The organism is Bacillus sp. ISL-78 (assembly GCF_018613455.1).
GTDB lineage: Bacteria > Bacillota > Bacilli > Bacillales > DSM-1321 > Peribacillus > Peribacillus frigoritolerans.
The window spans coordinates 568,648-589,052 of sequence record NZ_JAGGQC010000003.1; the positions used below are offsets into that span (position 1 = coordinate 568,648).

Below are 20,405 nucleotides of genomic sequence, written 5' to 3' on the forward strand. Positions count from 1 at the left end.
TATTTTGATATAGGTCAACCAATGACCACATAAAATGCAATAAGCATATAAAAGAACCTTAAAAAGGGGCTGGGCTATGATAAGGAAAGCGGTGATTCCAGCAGCCGGTTTAGGAACACGATTTTTGCCTGCTACGAAAGCTCAACCAAAGGAAATGCTGCCGATTGTCGATAAGCCGACCATTCAATATATTATCGAAGAAGCGGTACAATCAGGGATTACGGATATTATCATCGTTACGGGTAAAAACAAACGTGCCATCGAAGATCATTTCGATAAATCGATTGAGCTTGAAATGCTTCTGCAAATGAAAGGTCAAAATGATCTGCTTAATATCGTGGAGAACATTTCCAACATGGTGGATATCCACTATGTAAGGCAAAAGGAACCTTTAGGTTTGGGTCATGCAGTTTTATGTGCCAAAACTTTTATCGGTGACGAACCTTTTGCCGTCCTGTTAGGGGATGATATCGTGGATAGCCAGGTTCCAGCTTTGAAGCAGTTAATGGAACGGCATAACAAGGTTCGAGCGAGCATTATCGGATGTAAGGAAGTGTCACCAGCCGATGTCTCCAAGTATGGGATCGTAAACTTCCAAGAACGATATGAGGATTTATTTCTGGTAAGAAACTTAGTGGAAAAACCAAAAGTGGAGGATGCACCATCAACACAGGCGATTATTGGCCGATATATTTTATCACCTGCGATTTTTGAAATCCTTGAAAACGTACAGCCTGATCGTAAGGGGGAGATCCAGCTTACCGAAGCTTTAGACCTTTTGTTAGAAAAGGAACCATTATATTCGTATATCATCGAGGGAAATCGTTATGACGTAGGCGATAAATTCGGCTTCCTCCAAGCATCAATAGATTTCGCCATGAAACGACCTGAACTTCGTGATCAGCTAATAAAATATTTAAGGCAGTTGTTTCCTTAATGAAGTTATATGGCCATGCCCAATTACCAAAAAGAGGTGATTGGGCTATTTCCACATCGGATTGACCCCTTTTTATGCTTCCGTAAAAATGTTACAGCAGAAAAAGTTGAACAGAGCAAGAATAGTTTTCTATAAGTGAGGTTATGTTGATAACGTATCCTTCATGAATGTTCCAAAACACGATATCAAGAAAGGATTGTAGAGAAACACATGCACAATAAAACCAATAATCAAATAATATCTGATGAATTTTTAGATCAAGTGGTTAAGGAAATCAATGCACAATTTGGCGGGCCCATCAATGAAAAAAATGATCGTTTTCAACATAGGGGCGATGATGAAAGAAGTTGAAATGAATCACATTCATTAATCTAAAGCTCTCATGAAAAACTCTGGCTATATCCATCCAGAGTTTTTTCGCTGTAACTTTATTTCCTCAATAGAATTATCCGCCCTTTATTTAACGACTTGTCCAAACCGATTTAGCTTATCCTCATACAATGATTACATGTAAGTATTTTAAAGAAAGGGGAAAAAACTTCATTGAGCCATGCTGATGATGTCTTCCGCACTTCTCAAATGGTTCCAAATGGAAGGCTGGTTTCCGGACATACAAAAGAGTTTCAAACAGATCCGATTGGGTTTCTGACCCGATTGTCCAAGGAATATGGGGAAGTCGCTAAATTCCGTTTAGGACCGTTCCAAAATGTTTATCATGTTTTAAATCCTGATTTAATCAAACAAATACTCGTAACAAAACAACAATCTTTCGTCAAATCCAAGGACTTCAATCTTTTAAAACCGCTTATCGGTGAAGGTCTGCTTACAAGCGAAAAAGACTTTCATATGCGACAGAGAAGGCTTATCCAACCCTCTTTCAAAAAGACTCATATTAGCCAATACGCCAAGGATATGATTGATATCACAATGGACTATATATCAACTTGGCAACATGATGATGAACGGATTATAACGAAGGATATGATGGACATCACTCTCGGGATAATCAGCAAGACCATGTTCAGCATGGAATTCAAGGATGGATATGAGATCGTTGGGAAACCTCTGGAAACTGCATTGAGAATAACAGTCAAAAGGATGAGAAAGATTTTCCGTATGCCATTATGGGTACCGACTAAAATTAACCGTGAATATAAAAAGGCGATACAAAGGCTTGATAAAGTGATTTACGGCATTATTGAAAAACGGAAGAACGACACAGTAATATATGAAGACATGCTAGGGATCTTGATGGACGCCCGTGATGCCGAAGACGGGTTAGGCATGACAAGCCATCAGGTCCGTGATGAATTAATGACTATTTTTCTTGCCGGTCATGAAACGACAGCAAATGCTCTTTCCTGGGCACTGTATGAAATTTCGAAGCATCCGGAAATTCAAGCTAAGCTTTTCAATGAAGTCAATAGCATAATCGGTCAACGGACACCCAAGCCTGAAGATTTCATGAAATTACAATACACTCAAAATATCATTCAAGAAACACTTCGCTTTTACCCGCCACTGTATATCTTATCCCGTGATGTGACGGAGGATGTCACAATCGGAGGATATCGCTTTAAAAAAGGCGATATGATACTAATAAGTTCTTATGTGATGCAGCATAATCCAGAGTATTTTGATCAACCGGAATCATTTATCCCTGAGAGATTTGAAAGTAGCTTTATGAAAAGCCTGCCTGCGTTCGCTTACTTTCCATTTGGCGGGGGGCCGCGGGTTTGTATTGGCAATCACTTTGCCATGATGGAAGCGGTGTTTGTCCTGGCCTGCATTGCAAAGCGATATAGGATAAAACTTGCACCTGACCATCATGAAGTAACTCCCCTTCCCTCCCTTACACTCAGACCCAAGAATGGACTGCGCATGGTGTTAGAAGAAAGAGCTTCAGAAGCCTTTGAACCTGGTGCATCCCATTTTTAGTAGTAGGGGTTTTTTTTCAATAAATATCGTTGTAATAACTGGCCTATCCTTTTAGAAAGGAGGGATGTAAAAATGTATTTGCTCCATTCACCACGAAAGGGAATCATCCACACTGAATTGCACTATTTAGGAATGGCCTCACAGGTATATACCGGTTATCTGCAATTTTTAAGCGAAATTGAACCGAAACATGAAACCGAATACCTACAGGCGCCGCCCCCCATTTCATATGGGAACGGATAGTTTCCCGCTTCGTACCTTATATTAAAGAAAAACCGACCTTGAAAGGTCGGTTTTTTGTTATTCTGCAGTATGTTCCATAACCCTGGCCCCCGCTGCTCCCAACAATCCTGATAGGATAAACAAAGCGACTACGACTATTAAGGACTGAAACTGATCCCATTAACTTATTTACTGCCAAACAAATGCCAGTAATAATGCAATTAAATAGAATTGTTTTTCTCTCTTTTCAATATGTATTTTATCGAATGAAGAATTACCAATTCATCCCTAAAAAATCACCTAGCAGTTTTTTGATTTGATTCATTTCATAAAATCCAATATTTTTAGATAGCCTTCTTCGCCGGTTGGAAATCCATTCCCGTTCAGGCCTAAATTGACTTTTTTCCGATTCATGATATATTAATATAGTACTTTAGTACGTGAAAGCGTTCAATAATAGAAGACTTTTAATTTTTACTGATAGACTATTTTATTAAAATTGTGAAAGAAAGGCATGAATATAATGGAGAAGACTCATCAAGATCTAAAAAAAGGCCTATTGCCGAGGCATGTCCAGTTCATTGCTTTAGCCGGAATAATAGGAACGGGGATTTTTAAGGGGAGTTCCGATACACTAAATATGGCAGGCCCAAGTGTTGTAATAGCCTATTTAATAGGGGGGCTATTGTTATTCATTGTAATGGCCGCATTAGGGGAGATGGCAACCGCTTTTCCTAATATGAACGTCCAACATCTCATTAATAAAGCTTTTGGGTTTCAACTATCCTTCATTGTCGGATGGCTCTATTGGTTCAATTGGATTATCGTAATCATTGTAGAAATAGTCGCAGCCGGCAGTTTTCTACAATATTGGTTTCCTACAGTACCATTATGGCTGTTAAGCATACTTTGCGCTTCAGTAATAATAGGAATTAATTTGTTTCAAGTAAAATACTATGGAGAACTCGAATTTTGGTTCGCAGGAATTAAAATAATAACCTTAATTGCTTTTATCATTTTAGGAGCTTTGATCATGCTAGGACTCTTTCCTAGTTCGGCTTCATTTTCTAATTACACGGAACATGGTGGTTTTTTCCCCCAAGGAATTGACGGAATGTTAAGTGCACTTTTAGTGGTAATGTTTTCATATGGGGGTGCAGAATTAATTGGTGTAGCCGTCACGGAAACAAAAGATAGTCAGCGAGTCATACCAAAAATCGTAAAAGGAACAGTATGGCGGGTGATTCTTTTCTATGTCTTGCCGATACTTATCATTTGCGGAGTAATACCTTGGAACCAAGTAAGCACTGAAGTAAGTCCTTTCGTTCAGGTTTTCAGCTTATCTGGTCTTCCCGGAGCCGCCGATATCATGAATTTCGTTCTTTTAACCGCTGTCTTATCAGCTGCAAATTCAGGTATATACGCTACCTCAAGGACACTGTTCACTCTTTCCCAGAACGGGGAAGCGCCCAAGGCATTTTTAAAAACAACGAAAAAGGGTATCCCGCTAAATGGTATATTTTTAACTACATTATGCATATTGGCTGGTGTGTTTTTATCCTATTTGTATCCCGACCTGATTTTAAGCTACCTTATGGCCATTCCTGGATTCACGGTTTTATTATTGTGGATCAGTATTTGTTCCGCGCAATTGAAACTGCGTAAGCAATACACTGGCAAACCAGGATTCCGGGTAAAATGGTACCCATATACAACTATATTAGCCATCACGGCCTTAAGCATTATCTTTTTGGCATTTCTCTTTAATAAGCAAAACTTCATCGGGACTACAGTATGTCTTGTCACGTTAGTGATATTCATCCTTCTCTCATTTATTGTCAAACAAAAAAAATAGAAATATTATCCCCCCTAAAATTTATTAGGGATTTCAGACTGAAAGCAAACTCGATGAAAGTCGGGTTTGCCTTCAGTCTTTTTAGTGCCATTGGACGTCGATTTCCACTCAAGAAACTCGCTTTCCGCAGGCGGTCCGGGAGTCTCCCCGGACTCGCTTTTCCCGCAGGAGTCTCGAACACCCGCTCCAATCAACTTTGTTTTAAAAGAAATAACACCTTTTGTCTACAAACTAATAATAAAGGAGAATCGGAATACTCTAACACCGAAGATGAAAAGGGAACGGATTTCTGAAATCAACTGCAATTTTTTCAAAGAAGTACTAAGAAAAACTAAGAATTGGTCTCATCCCGAAGCATGTTTAAGATTGGTTTATCCTCTCATGCTTTTTCCTGTAATCCTTATTGGATTGAAGAAATTTGCGACACTCCTGCCGAATAACTGGCTAGCCGAGACCCCGCAGGCGCTTGCGCCGAGGAGGCTTGGCAGACAGTCGGCGGAAAGGGAGCGGATTTCTGAAATCAACTGCAATTTTTTCTGAAGAAAAAAAGGGAAACAAATTTGGATTTAAAATGCTCCTTATACCCATTTCAACATACATATGTTAAAATAACCAATGAACCAATCATCCTACAAATTTGAGGTGTATATCTTGACCATATCCAAAACAAATCGCTTATCACTTGTAGAGCAGGTGGTTTCCCAAATCGAATCTTTAATCGAATCAGGTGAATGGAAAATAGGAAATCAAATTCCCCCTGAAATGGATTTGATTCAACAGTTCGATGTAAGCAGAAATACATTAAGGGAAGCTGTACGATCACTTGTTTATGCAGGGCTTTTAGTAACGAAACAAGGAAAGGGGACATTCGTAAGGTCATCAAGTGCCTTGGGGGCAGCATTTGAAAGAAGGATCCAGCAGTCAAGTATATTAGAAACGTTAGAGGTCCGTCATGCCCTTGAAAGAGAAGGAGCTCAGTTGGCGGCATTAAGACGTAATCAAGAAGATATAGAACAATTGCGGTTTCATATATCAGCCTGCAGTAGAGCTGCCGAAGCAAAGGATATCAAGGCCTACGAAGAAGCGGATATACAGTTACATAAATCGATTATGGTTTCATCACATAATGATTTATTGATTGATTTGTACGAACATATGGAACACTCCCTGCATGAATCCATCCATCAGATAGTCGAGATGAGTTCTGATGTGAACTTTCATTTGAACATTCATTGCAAACTTGTAGATGCCATCATCGAACAAGATGTGAACCGGGCAATCGAAACAGTGAATGAATACATTGCACAATTCAAAAAATCTTTAGAGTAAGTAAGGAGGAGAAAATGGGCATTCATCAAGCGGCAAATCAACTAGAACAAAGAAAAATGGATATTAAACCCAGATTAGGACTGCTTATCATCGGAATCATTCTTCTTGGGGCAAATCTGCGGGCTCCTTTAACATCGGTTGGACCCCTTGTCACTTCGATCCGTGATAACTTGGGGATTTCCAATACATTATCAGGTTCATTAACGACATTGCCTTTGCTTTCCTTCGCTTTATTATCACCGTTTGCACCCAGGATAGCACGGCGTTTTGGAATGGAGCTCACACTTTTCCTTTCCTTGGTATTATTAACGATTGGAATTGGGATACGCTCAGTTGGCGGAGTGCCGACATTGTTCATAGGGACCATTTTAATCGGGTTAGCCATTGCAATAGGCAATGTTTTGTTACCCAGTCTGATTAAACATAACTTTGCCAGGAACATCGGTTTGATGACAGGAACCTATGCTGTTTCCATGAATTTATGCGGCGCAATAGGTTCTGGGATCAGCATTCCCCTTGCTTCTTCATCCGGATTGGGATGGACTGGTGCCCTTGGATGTTGGGGGATTTTATCACTTATTACAGTTTTCTTATGGATGCCGCAATTAAAACGGCCATTCAACTCAGGTAAGGATGTACAAACGGCGCAAAAAGATAAAAAGATTAACTTATGGCGTTCTGGTTTAGCCTGGCAGATTACATTCTTCATGGGTTTGCAATCGTTTATTTTCTATACAGTAATTACCTGGATGCCTGAAATCCTGGAGCAAAAAGGCCTGAATGCTGATGAAGCTGGCTGGATGCTTTCCATCATGCAGCTTGCAGTCATTCCCATAACATTCCTTGTGCCAATTTTAGCTGGGCGCTTACAAAGTCAGCGTCTGTTAGTGGTCCCGCCTGTCATCTTCCTTATATTAGGGATATTCGGAATATTATTCGGAAGCACTCTCTTCATCCCAGTATGCATGATATTGATTGGGATTGGGGTCGGAACCATATTCAGTTTATCGATGATGTTCTTTAGTCTTCGAACACAAAGCACCCATGAAGCGACGGAATTATCAGGAATGGCACAATCATTCGGGTACCTTTTAGCTGCCATTGGACCGGTATTATTCGGATTGCTTCATGACATTACACACAGCTGGACTCTTCCCTTACTGATGTTGGCCGCTATATCGGCACTTATTTTCATTGTTGGAATGCGTGCAGGAAATAATGAATATGTAACGACTCAATAAAGCCAGTAAAGGTATAAAAGGTTAAACGGCAATGGCCCCGGTATTGTACCGGGGCCATTTACATACCAGCCACTGATAGAATTTCGAATAAGTAGAGAGTGGTCTTCGGTTTAAAGCCTTTGGTTTAAATAGAGAAGGAATATGTGGCGTTCACGCTTCTCGCTTCGGTCATTTCGCGGCTCCCTTATCTTTAGTAATAATTATCAACCTCAAACTCAGTCAGATAAGAAAGTTTCACCTTCTCCAATTGGAGAAAAAGAAATGACCTAGGCTTAGAGGAGGTAAGTTTATTTGCTGCATATTACGGTTCATTATCATTGGGTAGTACAAAGTGATTCCGATAACTCATTTACATTCTTTGGACCCTCGCTCAATATCCGAATGATGTGCATGCGAAAAAGCCATTGCTTAATGTTGAGCAATGGCATTTGTGTATTTCCTTAATGAGAAATAAAACTGAATATTCCGAAAAGCAGATGTAAACTGTACGCCTTTTTACCTTCAACTATATTGAATTGAAAAAAAATCACCTTCCACTTTTCCTATTTTAAGCATACTTCTTACTTTCCTCATCTTTAAAAAAGCTCTTCATTGCATGGAAAACATCAGCCTTTTGCTTAAGGATATAGTACCTGAATTTTTCATTATCGATGTTCTTATAAGCTGTCATCAATGTCGAATGGCGATTGTATTGATTGACTTCCCCGTATCCGAACATATTGGAAACCTTCATGAGTTCTTCAACAAGCTTAACGCATCGGACGTTATCGGATGTTAGGTTATCACCATCGGAAAAGTGAAACGGATAGATATTAAACTTCGCAGGGTCATATTTATGATCAATAAGTTCTAATGCTTTTCGGTATACGGACGAACAAATCGTACCGCCGCTTTCCCCTTTTGAAAAGAAATCCTCTTCCGGAACGACTTTCGCTTCTGTATGATGGGCAATGAACTCGATTTCCACGGTTTCATATTTTGTCCGCAAGAAACGGTTCATCCAAAAGAAAAAGCTTCGCGCCATATATTTTTCCCATAACCCCATACTTCCGGAAGTATCCATCATTGCCAGTACAACTGCTTTGGAATCAGGTTTCTGAACCTCATTCCAGGTTTTGAATTTAAAATCTTCCTTATAAATAGGGTGAAAACCGGGGTGCCCCCTTAAGGCGTTCCGTTTGAAAGCGGATATCATCGTTTTCTTTTTATCGATATTTCCCATTAGGCCTGTCTTGCGGATGTCGTTGAATTCAATATGTTCAAGAGCGTGCTCCGCATGTTCTTTCTTCTGAAGATTAGGGAGTTCCAGTTGACTGAACAGGGCTTCCTCCAATTCCATCATCGACACTTCGGCTTCATAATAATCCTCGCCGGCCTTGTCACCTGCACCTTGACCCTTACCGGCTCCGGCATCGGACGGTGAGCCATCCCTTGCGACTACATCCCCCACTTTACTGTCTCCATCGCCTTGCCCTACATGTTTGTTCTTATCATAGTTATAACGAATTTTGTATTCATCCAAGGAGCGAATGGGGATCTTGATGACATCCCGGCCATTGGACATTACGATGCTTTCTTCTGAAATTAGATCAGGCAAATTATTCTTGATCGCTTCCTGCACCTTTTCCTGATGACGTTGTTGATCATCATAGCCTTTCCGATGGAGGGTCCAATTTTCCTGTGAGATTACATACTGTTGATTACTCTCTTCCGACATTCTCTTCCCCCCTTAAAAATGTTTGCACGCTTTTCATCATTCCTTCATATAATAAGTTAGTGTGGGAATGCCCACATCATTCCGGTTTTCCATTGAAAAATACAGTGCGAAAAAACGGATGAAAAGAAAAGTATTACTCTATCTTATGCAGCGACGCAGGATAATTTACAACAAAATTAATAATGGATGTTTGCCCATGAACTAGACAAGTCCTGACAGGGGCGTTAGAGGTCCTTTAAGGTTATTTCTAAAAAAGGAATATAACAAAACGTAAAGACCTGATGATTGTCAGGTCTTTACGTTTTTTCATTCATTGAATATAGGATCGCTTTAACCCAGAAGTAATAGCTCTCCAAAAAGTTTCCAAGGACATTTTAAAAAAGCAATGGAACAAAACAAAAAGGGTGTCCCAGCAGTTTTTCTGGACACCCCTTTTACACAGATAGAATGATTCTGGTTATGGTATTCGTCAATCCTTCTCTTCCTCTATTTCATGTTGAACTGTACCTGGGCGTTTATCCCACTCTTTCAATTCTTCATTCGTCCTTTGATTTTCCATCTGCTTTCCAAGTTCTTTCATCTCTTCATAATCCTTAGCCATGGAGCTATTTTCCGGTACATGTTCTTTTTTCAGTTCCTCTTTGCTCATTTGCCATCACCTCTACTTATTGATACCCAATATTACCAAATCCGAAACGTAACATATCTAATGGAAATATGGGGTATAGATAAAACTTATGAGCAAATGTAAGGAGGTGCAAGATCTATTGCAAACAACTACCCTTTATGTAAAGGAAGCAACGTCAGAAGGCCCTATTTTAAATCTGGAGTCCATACTTTTGAAAACGGAAGGTGTGGAACGTGCGATCATCGATGTTGATGATGGGGAAATTAAGATTGATCATAGCGAAGAAAAACTATCACCGAATCAACTTATTACACTTATTGAACAGTATGGCTTGAATGTAACTAAATAGAAATCAATAGCACCGTGTTTCCTTCATTCAGAAGGGCCCGGTGCTTTGTTGAGTTATAATCTCCCATGCCCACTATAATACCGTTTTAAAAAGATTCATGATTTCAATAGAAATTCTGGATTTCCTCAATCCACCTTTCATTCATCCAACCTTCCGTAAACGGTAATAAACCCCTGCCCGATTGGGGGCAGGAGCAAAAAACTATGGTTTACCGATTTAACAAGCTGCCCACATAGCGCAGCAAATCATTGGCTGAAGTCGAATTATATCCGTGCTCGTCTATAAGTCTCGTGATGACCTCGTTCACTTTCTTCAGTTGCCTTTCGTCTGGTGTCTTCGTTGAAGTAGTGATCTTAACGACATCCTTCAAATCAGCGAATAGTTTTTTCTGGATCGCTTCCCGTAAACGATCATGGGAATTATAATCAAATCGCTTCCCTTTACGGGCATATGCTGAAATTCGAATCAATATTTCTTCGCGGAATGCTTTTTTTGCATTCTCGGAAATTCCAATTTGCTCCTCTATCGAGCGCATCAATTTTTCATCTGGGTTGATTTCTTCTCCAGTCAATGGATCGCGCAGCCTTGATTTATTGCAGTATGCTTCGACATTATCCAGATAATTATCCATGAGGATTTTCGCCGACTCTTCATATGAATATACAAAAGCTTTTTGCACTTCATTTTTTGCAATGGCATCGTATTCTTTACGTGCCAGTGAAATGAAATTCAAATACCGCTCCCGGAGTTCATTCGTAATGGACGGATGCTGGTCAAGACCTGCTTTTAATGACATAAGTACATCCAATGCATTAATGGACGGATTCTCCTTACGAATGATCGTAGAGGAAATCCGGTTAATTACGTAACGCGGGTCGATTCCGCTCATGCCTTCGTCTTGATATTCTTTTTTCAATTCATTGATGTCTGCGGAATTAAATCCTTCAACATTTTCCCCATCATAAAGCCTCATCTTTTTCACTAAATCGATATCGCCCTTTTTGGGATCTTTCAGGCGGGTCATGATGCTGAAGATTGCCGCCACCCTTAATGTATGCGGGGCTATATGAACATCCGAGACATCACTTTCACGAATCATTTTTTCATAAATCTTCTCTTCCTCGGTAACCTTCAAATTATATGGAATAGGCATGACAATGATACGGGAATGCAATGCTTCATTTTTCTTGTTGGAAATGAACGCTTTATACTCCGTTTCATTCGTATGAGCCACAATGAGTTCATCTGCACTGATCAATGCAAAACGGCCAGCTTTAAAATTCCCCTCTTGTGTCAATGATAGCAAATGCCATAAGAATTTCTCATCACATTTCAGCATCTCCTGGAACTCCATCATCCCGCGGTTCGCCTTGTTCAGCTCGCCATCAAAGCGATAGGCTCGCGGATCTGATTCAGAACCGTATTCGGCAATGGTCGAAAAATCGATGCTGCCCGTCAAATCAGCAATATCCTGTGACTTAGGATCAGAAGGACTGAATGTTCCAATTCCAACACGCTTATCCTCCGAAAGGAAAATACGTTCGACCATGACATCTTCAATCCTGTTTCCATACTCCTGTTCTAACCTCATTACATTCAGCGGCGAAAGATTTCCTTCAATCCTGATGCCATATTCTTCAAAGAAATCATTCCGTAAATACTGCGGAATGAGATGCAGTGGATCTTCATGCATCGGGCATCCTTTTATTGCATAAATCGCACCAGTGTCTTTTAACGAATAATTTTCAAGTCCACGCTTCAGTAAAGAAACGAGTGTGGACTTCCCACCTGACACCGGACCCATGAGAAGCAATATCCGCTTACGGACATCCAGCCGCTTTGCTGCCGGATGGAAATATTCCTCGATGAGCCTTTCCAGTGAATCTTCAAGGCCAAATAACTGACCGCTGAAAAAATTGTATTTCTTTGTCCCATTTACTTCTTCTATCCCTGCATCTCTGATCATGTTGTATACACGTGAATGAGCTGATTGAGCAACTAAAGGCGTTTCTTTCAATATTTCTAAGTACTCTGCGAAGGTGCCTTCCCACTTCAGCTTCTGTTCATCTTCTCTAAATTTTTCGATTTTCTTTAAAATATCCATTAAGGAACCTCCCCCTGTCACTTTCAGAGAATACTTAAATCTATGCTCCAAGTCTGACAAACATGTCAGACTTTAAAAAGTGGACGGGCATTGTTTCGAATCCCCTTGACTCTCCATGAAGCGAAAAGGGCTTAATCATTGAGAATTGATGACAAATATGCTGACAAGAAAATTTGTGTGCACTCCTGCTAAAAATTAGGGTATACTAAGCCTATACTTAAGTGGGACAATATGGGTAAAGGGAGGTCACAACATGGGCACAGTTATTATCGTTGGAGTTGCTGTAACATTTTTAGCCGCTATCTTCACTGCCGGGTATGACGATAAACCAGGTGTGAAATAAAAAATAACAGCCTTTTCTAAAACTCCTAAAAAAGGGACGGCAAATTAAATTTGCCGTCCCTTTTTTTAATCCTCATCTATATATAAATATAGAAGCACTTTCGAAGTCATTCACGAATGGCTTATTGAGCATGCCAATCGAATAGGCTTCATCATTTATACAGCGTCCTTTTTATCAGTTTGAGCTGAAACGTTGTTCTCCAACGATCTCAAGTCTTCATTTACTTTTTGTCCTTGTTCCAAATATTCCGTTTGGAAACCACTCTTTATTGCCCAACTATAAAACATTAGTGATAAACATGTAATGATGACCATATCCAAACCAAATGGGATTATGTTTAGTCCACCAAACTTTTCACTGCCTAAGTATGAAATGGTCATCATACAGAGTAAGTAAACAACCATCCAAAGCCCTGCTGAAAAGTTTTGGCGGAATCCCTTCCATTTTATTTTTGATTGATAATAGAAATAAACGGGAAGACCAGCCATAATGATAAATAATACTTGACCTGTAAGCGGCCATCTTGCCCAATATAGAACTAAAGAAGCAAAAACAAAGCCCAGTGGTGCAATGATGCTTAATCCTTTTAAACGTAATGGTCTGTACAAGTTCTGACCTGTGCGTCTTAATGTCATGACAGTAACTGGACCTGTAATATAAGAAACTAAAGTCGCGACTGAAATAACCTCTGCCAATACGCCCCAGCCTCTAAACATGAATAAAAATAAGAAAGATACGCCTAGATTGAAAAACATGGCTTGACGCGGAATACCATAAAGAGGATGCAGTTTTCCAAACACGCTTGGTAAATATTTATTCTTTTCCATTCCATAAAGCATTCGTGACGTGGTCGCCGTGTATGTTATTCCTGTCCCCGAAGGAGAAATAAAAGCATCTACGTATAGTAAAATAACCAACCAGTTTATGCCTAAAACAATTGCTAAGTCAGCAAACGGTGAATTGAAATTCAAATGTTGCCATCCATTCACAATCATGGACGGGTCAACCGCTCCAATAAACGCAACCTGTAATAAAACGTAGATGACCGTTGCAATTAAAATGGAGCCAATTACTGCAATTGGGATCGAACGTCCAGGATTCTTTGCCTCACCTGCCATGTTAATTGGACTTTGAAAACCGTTAAATGCAAAGATGATACCAGAAGTTGCTACAGCAGTAAGAACACTTGCCCAACCATTCGGAGCGATACTTCCTGCAGATGTAAAATTGGATGCATGAAACCCGGCAAATAAAAGTGAGCCAATCGTAAGTCCAGGAATAATAATCTTAAAGACTGTAATAAATGAATTAGCTTTTGAAAACAAGCTGACTGTCCAGTAATTTAATAAAAAGTAGACGATCAGCAATACAGAGGCAATTGCCAAGCCTCCCCCAGTGAGACTTCCATTTTCTACTAAACCATGTGTCCACCGTGCCCATTCCCATGGCCATGAGCTCATATATTGAACAGAAGCAATCGCTTCAACTGGAATTACGGAAACGATTGCAATCCAGTTTGCCCAGCCTGCAATAAACCCTAAAAAAGAACCATGAGAGTACTGTGTGTATTTTACCATTCCCCCAGCTTCAGGAAACATAGACCCTAATTCACTGTAAGATAGTGCGATAAATAAAATAACAACCATCCCGATAATCCAAGAGATAATGGCAGCGGGTCCAGCAATCTGTGCCGCTCTCCAAGCCCCGAATAACCAACCTGAGCCAATAATTGACCCAAGTCCTACCATCATTAACGAAAATGTTCCCATCTTTCGCTGCATATTATTCATATATTTTTCACCATGCTTTCCAAAATTATTGCTTACGTTTAAAAGTAACTGGATTAATGATTGTTCTAATGCGTCCAATTACACCTTAAAGTAAGTGCTGCATTTACTTCATCTCTTGTAAAAGTTTGAAAATTTATGAGAAAATCTTAAGGATGTCCACTTATTGCTTCTATTAATTACTCCGGAACCAAATTTTTCTGCATTTCAGAAAATGCTTAAATCCCATTCTTGTGCCATTTGTTTCAATAACAAACTACCTGCTACGCTATTCCCATATTCATCGATGGCTGGTCCATAAATTCCAATGCCACATCCATCTTGAAAAGGCATTCCGCTTCTGGCACTTGGAGGAACTAGTGCCATAATCCCGCCAGATACTCCACTTTTGGCCGGCACCCCAATAAAAGCCGCAAATTTCCCCGAAGCATTGTACATACCGCAAGTAAGCATTAATGCTTTGGCCAACTTAGCCACTTTTTTAGGGATTACTTGTTCTTTACGAACGGGATGGTAACCATCTTGAGCAAGAATCAGTCCAAGCAAGGCTATGTCTTCTGTGGTCACTACTATGGAACATTGCATGAGGTAAACCTCTAAGGCTTCCTCTACTTCCGATTCCAAATAATTGGTCTCTTTCAAATAGTGGGCCAAAGCTCTATTTCTATGAGAGGTTAGCCACTCAGATTGATACACTTCCTCATTGATTATCGGGCGCTTCCCTAACAAATTTTCAAATAGCTCATAGAGAAATGCCAATTTCTTTTGTGAAGAATCCCCTGGGAGAAGCGAAGCTACTGTAATCGCCCCGGCATTTATCATAGGATTAAACGGCTTTCCCGGCTTATGCATTTCTAAACGAATAATTGAATTGAAAGCATCCCCAGTCGGTTCCACATCGACCCTCTCTAACACATAAGAAATTCCGCGACCCAAGCATGCAGCTATAAAGCTGAGTACTTTTGAAATACTTTGCAGCGTGAAAGGAACTTCCCAATCCCCTGACTTGATCATTGTTCCGCCCGGCTCCAGTATGGTAATGCCCAATTGCGATAAATGTGCATTTCTCAATGCCGGTATATAATTAGCGGTTTGTCCTTCAATAGCAAAGGATCTGTAATGTGCTACCCATTCATCCAAGTCGGATTTTCTTTGACTATTAACGTGAATGTCATACTCTTGCGACAATTCTTCAATCACATTCTTCCACCTCTTCAATTGTTGTATCATTATATTTTCAATATGAGCGTTTTACCGAATGCCATCAAGCTAGCATGTAATAGATTCGATGAAAAAATAATGAATATTCTAAAAATTGTTAAGCGCTTTCAAAATTTTCTTTCTGCATTAATTTTAAATTAGGAACTACATAATCATACGAAAACCTACAAAATCTAAAAAATAAAAATCCACTAAAAAAACGAGATCATCTCACATGCCCCGTTACCATTTTTTGTGGATAGAAAAACAGATTGGTTTTGCCATAATTGATTATAAGCCGTTCTATTCAGGAACAAAGTAAGCGTTGTATTGAAGCCGATGAAACTGTATACTGATTTTTTAAACAAATAAGGAGGTGACGACTTGTATCTCAGTACGTTAATGAAAAAAGAGGTCTATGTCCTTGCTTTGATGTTGTTAACTGTTCCATTAGCAGGCGAATTGAGTTTTTATCCTTTCAATGAAACGTTTCGGGTAAGTTTTGGTGTGCCTGCATTTTTCTTCTTTTTACTATTATTACAAAAAATACCTGCCATATTTTCGGGCATCTTGACAGGAACAATGGTTGTGATATTTCGCATTCTAATCGACTTTTTCATGCAGGATAATTTCTCCTGGATTTCCGCTTTTTACGCTCATTATCCTAGTTTTTTCTTTTATTTTACCTATTCCGTTCTATTCTATTTTGCGAAAATCAACCGCTTTCAAAATCGAACTTTGATGATTGGATTTATTGGACTCATTATCGAAATATTGTCCGACTCCGTAGAATTAATCTTTCAATATATTGTGTTGGAAACAACGATTACGTTTGGCTCACTAAATGAGATGTTCGTTATCGCATTCGGCCACAGTTTTATCGTTTTGAGCTTTTTTAATATGATGAAACTTTATGAAGCACAATCAAGGGAGAGGCAAATCAGAAAACAAAATGAACATATGCTGATGCTCATTTCCAATTTATACGAGGAAACGATTCATTTAAAAAAAACATTAAAAAATGCTGAGAATATTACTAAGAAATCATATGATTTGTATCGCGAATTAAAAGCACTGGAAAAAAGACGGGAAAATCAACTTCATGATCTTACAGAGCCATATAGTCAAAAAGCATTACGCATCGCGGGTGAAATGCATGAAGTCAAGAAAGATAATCAACGGATTTTTGCTGGTCTCTCCAAATTAATCTCTAATGAGAGTTTTAAAGATTATATGAATGCTGCTGAACTTTTTCATTTAATTATCCGAATTAATGAAAAATATGCCTTATCATTAGGAAAGGACATTCAATTCGAATACTCATTGGAAGGAAAAAACGATTCACCTTATCATGTATATACCGTTTTATCCCTTTTCAATAATTTAGTAGCCAATGCAGTGGAAGCAATTAATGAAAAGGGAATCGTCCGTTTAAGTTTGTTTGAAATTAGCGACAATGTAGAATTTAAAGTTGCTGATACCGGACCTGGAATTCCTCAAAAATACCAGACTGTCATATTCAAACCTGGTTTCACATCAAAGTATGATCAGTTCGGGACACCTTCAACAGGGATTGGACTCTCATATGTTAAAGAGGTCGTAAAAGAACTGGGTGGAGATATCCTATTTGAGAATAGTTTTAATGGCGCCATTTTTTCCATAAGATTACCCATTCATAAGTTGGTCCAGAAAGGATGATTCCATGCGTTTTTTTATAACAGATGATGATTGTGCCATACGTTCAAATTTAAGCCAAATTATAGAAAACGAAGATTTAGGAGAAGTAGTGGAGGAAGCCGAGGATGGAAGTCTATTAGAAGGGCATATTTTGAATTTAAAACAAATTGATATTTTATTTATTGATTTATTAATGCCCATCAGGGATGGCATTGAGACACTTCGTCATATAAAAAATACATTTAACGGGAAAATAATAATGATTTCGCAGGTTGAATCAAAGGAGCTGATTGGTGAGGCATATTCACTTGGAATCGATTATTATATTACTAAACCAATCAATCGGATTGAGATATTGACAGTTATCCGAAAAGTTATGGAACGTATTCATTTAGAAAGATCAATCACAAATATCCAAGCTTCTTTAAATGGTGTATTGAACTTTGAGCAGCCAAAAGTTGATAATTCCAATAGTTTTAATGAAAAAAGTATAAGGGAGGTGGGTGAATTCCTTTTATCGGAATTAGGGGTCGTTGGAGAAAATGGCGCAAAAGATTTAATCGAAATGCTTCAGTATTTATTTATGTATGAACGGACTTTTACTTTTGGAAAGCAATTCCCCACCCTTAAAGAAATCTTTGTAGAAATCACCAAAAAAAAGCTCGGCACGGCAGCTTTGCAGGTAGATATCAATCGGGAAATAAAAGCTGCCGAACAGCGAATTCGCAGAACGATTAACCATTCGTTAAATCATTTCGCTTCGCTCGGTTTAACGGATTTTTCAAATCCTAAGTTTGAAAATTACGCTTCCAAATTTTTTGATTTCACAGTCGTTCGCCAAAAGATGAAAGAACTGCAAAATGATTCAACAGTAGTTCTTACACCTACCCGGGTAAATACAAAAAGGTTTATTCAAGTATTTTATTTCGAAGCGAAACGATTGAATCCTGATGAAATCATTAGATATAGATAATCCTAATTAAAACAAAATACTGCATAAGCACTCAAAAAACATAAAATCCCCTGAGGATTTCAGGGGATTTTGGCCAGTTCTTATTTTTTCAACAATAAATACATGAAATAAGGAGCACCGATCAATGCAACCATGATACCTGCAGGAATCCCCTCGGGTTCAATTATATTACGGCCGATCGTATCGGCAAGCAGCAATAGCCATCCACCGATTAAAATGGCAACCGGAATGAATAGTTGATTTCGAGGTCCTACCAAGGATTTTGCTATATGCGGGGACATAAGTCCAATGAATGCAATTCCGCCTGTAACAGAAACGGCAGCCGCTGCCAATGCTACAGCCGTGATCAGCAGTACGATCCGCTCCTTTTCAATCGATACACCGACCCCAATTGCGACCGGTTCACTTAAACCAAGCAGATTCAAACGATTTGCTTTATATAAAGTGAATGGAATGAGGATGATTAACCATGGAATGATTGCCCAAATGAAAGGCCAATCCGTGCCCCATATATTTCCTGCCAACCATTTTGCGATGAAATCGACCTTAGCTCGTTCCGCTGACGAAATGAGGACAATCATCAGGCCTGAAAGCGCCATTGAAAAACCTACGCCAATCAGCACTAACCGGACGGGTTCAAGTCCACTCTTCCTCTTGTATGAGAGGATGTATATTAAACAGGCCGTCAGTAACGCTCCGATAAAACCAACAAGCGGAACCATATAAACAAAAGAACCAGCGTCAAGCGGGAAAAACAGAAAGAATGCGGCAATGGCAACACCTGCTCCTGAGTTGATCCCGATGATTCCGGGATCGGCTAAATCATTACGTGTGATCCCTTGTAGTATGGCTCCCGACAGTGCAAGGGCCATGCCAGCTAAAAGGGTGATGATGATACGCGGTAAGCGGACGGAAAATAATATGAATTCCTCTTTGAACGTCCCTTGCCCGAAGAGCGTTGGAAACAGTCGTCCTATAGAAAGATTGGAATAGCCCGAGCACGTCCCTATAATGATCGTAATGATGATGAGTGCACTCAATGCACCTATTATCCAACGCTGTTTTTTGACTAAAGCTGACTGGATCATGAAAATGCTTTACCTCCTTTACGCACGATTAGGAGGAAGAAAGGTAAACCTATCATCGCAACAACCGCTACCACAGGTGTTTCATATGGAGAATTGATCGTACGGCCGATCGTATCGGCAAGCAGCATGAAAGTGGCTCCCAAAATCGCAGACATAGGGAGGATGAATCGATAATCCGTACCCACGATAGCCCGAACGATATGTGGGACCATTAACCCGATGAACACCATATTTCCGACAAGCGCAACGGCAGCCCCTGCCAGGAGTATGATGACCACGAAGAGAACCGCCTTTATCTGTGTTGTCTTTTGCCCTAAACCTACTGCCACTTCTTCACTTAAGCTAAGTATGGTGAGCTGTCTGGAAAAGATAAGGGAGATGAGGATGCCCATTAAAATGAACGGAACGATTACACGAAGCTGCTCCCATGAAGTTCCGATATTCCCGCCAGCTGTCCACATCGATACATCTTTTGATACCTTGAAATATATGCCGACCCCTTGCGAAACGGCAAATAGGAATGCAGAGACTGCAGCACCAGCCAATACGATCCGCAAAGGTGAAAATCCTCCCTTTTTCATCGCACCGATTCCGAAAACCATGGTTGCCCCGACAGCGGAACCTATAAAACACGCAATCATGATCCCTAGATTATTAGCATTTGGAATGAATGCCAAAGTGATGGCGAGACCTGCATTGGCTCCTGCCGTCAATCCAAGCAATCCGGGATCGGCAAGTGGATTTCTGGTCATTCCCTGCATTATGGCCCCAGAAACGGCAAGGGCTGCACCCACAAAGATTGCCCCCACTTCACGAGGGAAGCGGATTTCCCGAATGATTGAAATCTTTTCACCGACAGCATTTGATGTCAGTGCTTGCCAGACGTCTTTAACGGTAACATCAGCCGCACCAAATGCCATTGAAATAATGAACATGCCTATAAAGGCGACGATCGCTATGATCAGTTTACTTATAAATGGGATGAAACGTTGATTTTCATTAGTCATCTGTCTCTCT

Annotated in this window: 17 protein-coding genes; 10 read left to right on the forward strand and 7 right to left on the reverse strand. The window is 39.8% G+C overall.

Features of this window, described 5'->3' with window-relative positions; all coding sequences use genetic code 11:
• Nucleotides 1-76 precede the first annotated feature (76 nt).
• From galU to J7I96_RS05225, 7 genes are all read left to right on the forward strand, one after another.
• A complete protein-coding gene (gene galU, locus J7I96_RS05195; protein ID WP_214925437.1) occupies nt 77-937 on the forward strand; it encodes a UTP--glucose-1-phosphate uridylyltransferase GalU in 861 nt (286 codons plus the stop codon).
• A gap of 210 nt (nt 938-1,147) precedes the next feature.
• Nucleotides 1,148-1,288 carry a hypothetical protein gene (locus tag J7I96_RS05200; protein WP_214770010.1) on the forward strand — a complete coding sequence of 47 codons (141 nt, stop codon included), beginning with the start codon at nt 1,148-1,150 and terminating at the stop codon, nt 1,286-1,288.
• A 192-nt stretch (nt 1,289-1,480) separates the two neighbouring features.
• On the forward strand, nt 1,481-2,875 hold the full coding sequence (locus J7I96_RS05205; RefSeq protein WP_251025133.1) for a cytochrome P450: 1,395 nt from the start codon (nt 1,481-1,483) through the stop codon (nt 2,873-2,875).
• Between the two features lie 72 nt (nt 2,876-2,947).
• Nucleotides 2,948-3,118, forward strand: a complete 171-nt coding sequence (locus tag J7I96_RS05210) for a hypothetical protein (RefSeq protein ID WP_214770012.1) — start codon at nt 2,948-2,950, stop codon at nt 3,116-3,118.
• 502 nt (nt 3,119-3,620) lie between these two features.
• On the forward strand, nt 3,621-4,952 hold the full coding sequence (locus J7I96_RS05215) for an amino acid permease (RefSeq protein ID WP_214925430.1): 1,332 nt from the start codon (nt 3,621-3,623) through the stop codon (nt 4,950-4,952).
• Between the two features lie 651 nt (nt 4,953-5,603).
• A complete protein-coding gene (locus tag J7I96_RS05220; RefSeq protein WP_057275629.1) occupies nt 5,604-6,281 on the forward strand; it encodes a FadR/GntR family transcriptional regulator in 678 nt (225 codons plus the stop codon).
• A gap of 14 nt (nt 6,282-6,295) precedes the next feature.
• Nucleotides 6,296-7,522 (forward strand): CynX/NimT family MFS transporter, encoded by a 1,227-nt coding sequence (locus tag J7I96_RS05225; protein ID WP_214925426.1) that lies wholly within the window; start codon nt 6,296-6,298, stop codon nt 7,520-7,522.
• 547 nt (nt 7,523-8,069) lie between these two features.
• Here the strand turns inward: J7I96_RS05225 and yhbH are convergent.
• Together yhbH and J7I96_RS05235 are read right to left on the reverse strand one after the other, a co-directional pair.
• The gene (gene yhbH, locus J7I96_RS05230) at nt 8,070-9,239 is read right to left on the reverse strand and encodes a sporulation protein YhbH (protein ID WP_214925423.1); all 1,170 of its coding nucleotides are present in this window, start codon (nt 9,237-9,239) and stop codon (nt 8,070-8,072) included.
• Between the two features lie 469 nt (nt 9,240-9,708).
• Nucleotides 9,709-9,888: a hypothetical protein gene (locus tag J7I96_RS05235; RefSeq protein WP_034315155.1), complete on the reverse strand. Its 180-nt coding sequence runs from the start codon at nt 9,886-9,888 to the stop codon at nt 9,709-9,711.
• A gap of 118 nt (nt 9,889-10,006) precedes the next feature.
• Between J7I96_RS05235 and J7I96_RS05240 the strand changes: the two genes are divergently transcribed.
• Complete coding sequence (locus J7I96_RS05240) at nt 10,007-10,216, forward strand: metal ABC transporter ATPase (protein ID WP_034315156.1); 210 nt, start codon at nt 10,007-10,009, stop codon at nt 10,214-10,216.
• A gap of 208 nt (nt 10,217-10,424) precedes the next feature.
• On the opposite strand, the gene J7I96_RS05245 is transcribed toward J7I96_RS05240, so the two are convergent.
• The 3 genes from J7I96_RS05245 to J7I96_RS05255 form a co-directional block, all read right to left on the reverse strand.
• Complete coding sequence (locus J7I96_RS05245; RefSeq protein ID WP_214770026.1) at nt 10,425-12,320, reverse strand: PrkA family serine protein kinase; 1,896 nt, start codon at nt 12,318-12,320, stop codon at nt 10,425-10,427.
• Between the two features lie 498 nt (nt 12,321-12,818).
• Complete coding sequence (locus J7I96_RS05250; RefSeq protein WP_214774007.1) at nt 12,819-14,453, reverse strand: glutamate/serine transporter AimA; 1,635 nt, start codon at nt 14,451-14,453, stop codon at nt 12,819-12,821.
• Nucleotides 14,454-14,657: 204 nt separating this feature from the next.
• Nucleotides 14,658-15,647 (reverse strand): glutaminase, encoded by a 990-nt coding sequence (locus J7I96_RS05255; RefSeq protein WP_311315251.1) that lies wholly within the window; start codon nt 15,645-15,647, stop codon nt 14,658-14,660.
• A 435-nt stretch (nt 15,648-16,082) separates the two neighbouring features.
• Between J7I96_RS05255 and J7I96_RS05260 the strand changes: the two genes are divergently transcribed.
• Nucleotides 16,083-17,348, forward strand: coding sequence for a sensor histidine kinase (locus tag J7I96_RS05260; protein ID WP_214774006.1), 1,266 nt, complete (start codon nt 16,083-16,085; stop codon nt 17,346-17,348).
• 4 nt (nt 17,349-17,352) lie between these two features.
• Nucleotides 17,353-18,300 (forward strand): response regulator, encoded by a 948-nt coding sequence (locus J7I96_RS05265; protein ID WP_214925420.1) that lies wholly within the window; start codon nt 17,353-17,355, stop codon nt 18,298-18,300.
• Between the two features lie 80 nt (nt 18,301-18,380).
• On the opposite strand, the gene J7I96_RS05270 is transcribed toward J7I96_RS05265, so the two are convergent.
• A complete protein-coding gene (locus J7I96_RS05270) occupies nt 18,381-19,388 on the reverse strand; it encodes a FecCD family ABC transporter permease (RefSeq protein ID WP_048689868.1) in 1,008 nt (335 codons plus the stop codon).
• The gene (locus J7I96_RS05275) at nt 19,385-20,395 is read right to left on the reverse strand and encodes a FecCD family ABC transporter permease (RefSeq protein ID WP_053533900.1); all 1,011 of its coding nucleotides are present in this window, start codon (nt 20,393-20,395) and stop codon (nt 19,385-19,387) included. Before J7I96_RS05275 ends, J7I96_RS05270 begins: the two co-directional genes overlap by 4 nt.
• Between the last annotated feature and the right edge of the window lie 10 nt (nt 20,396-20,405).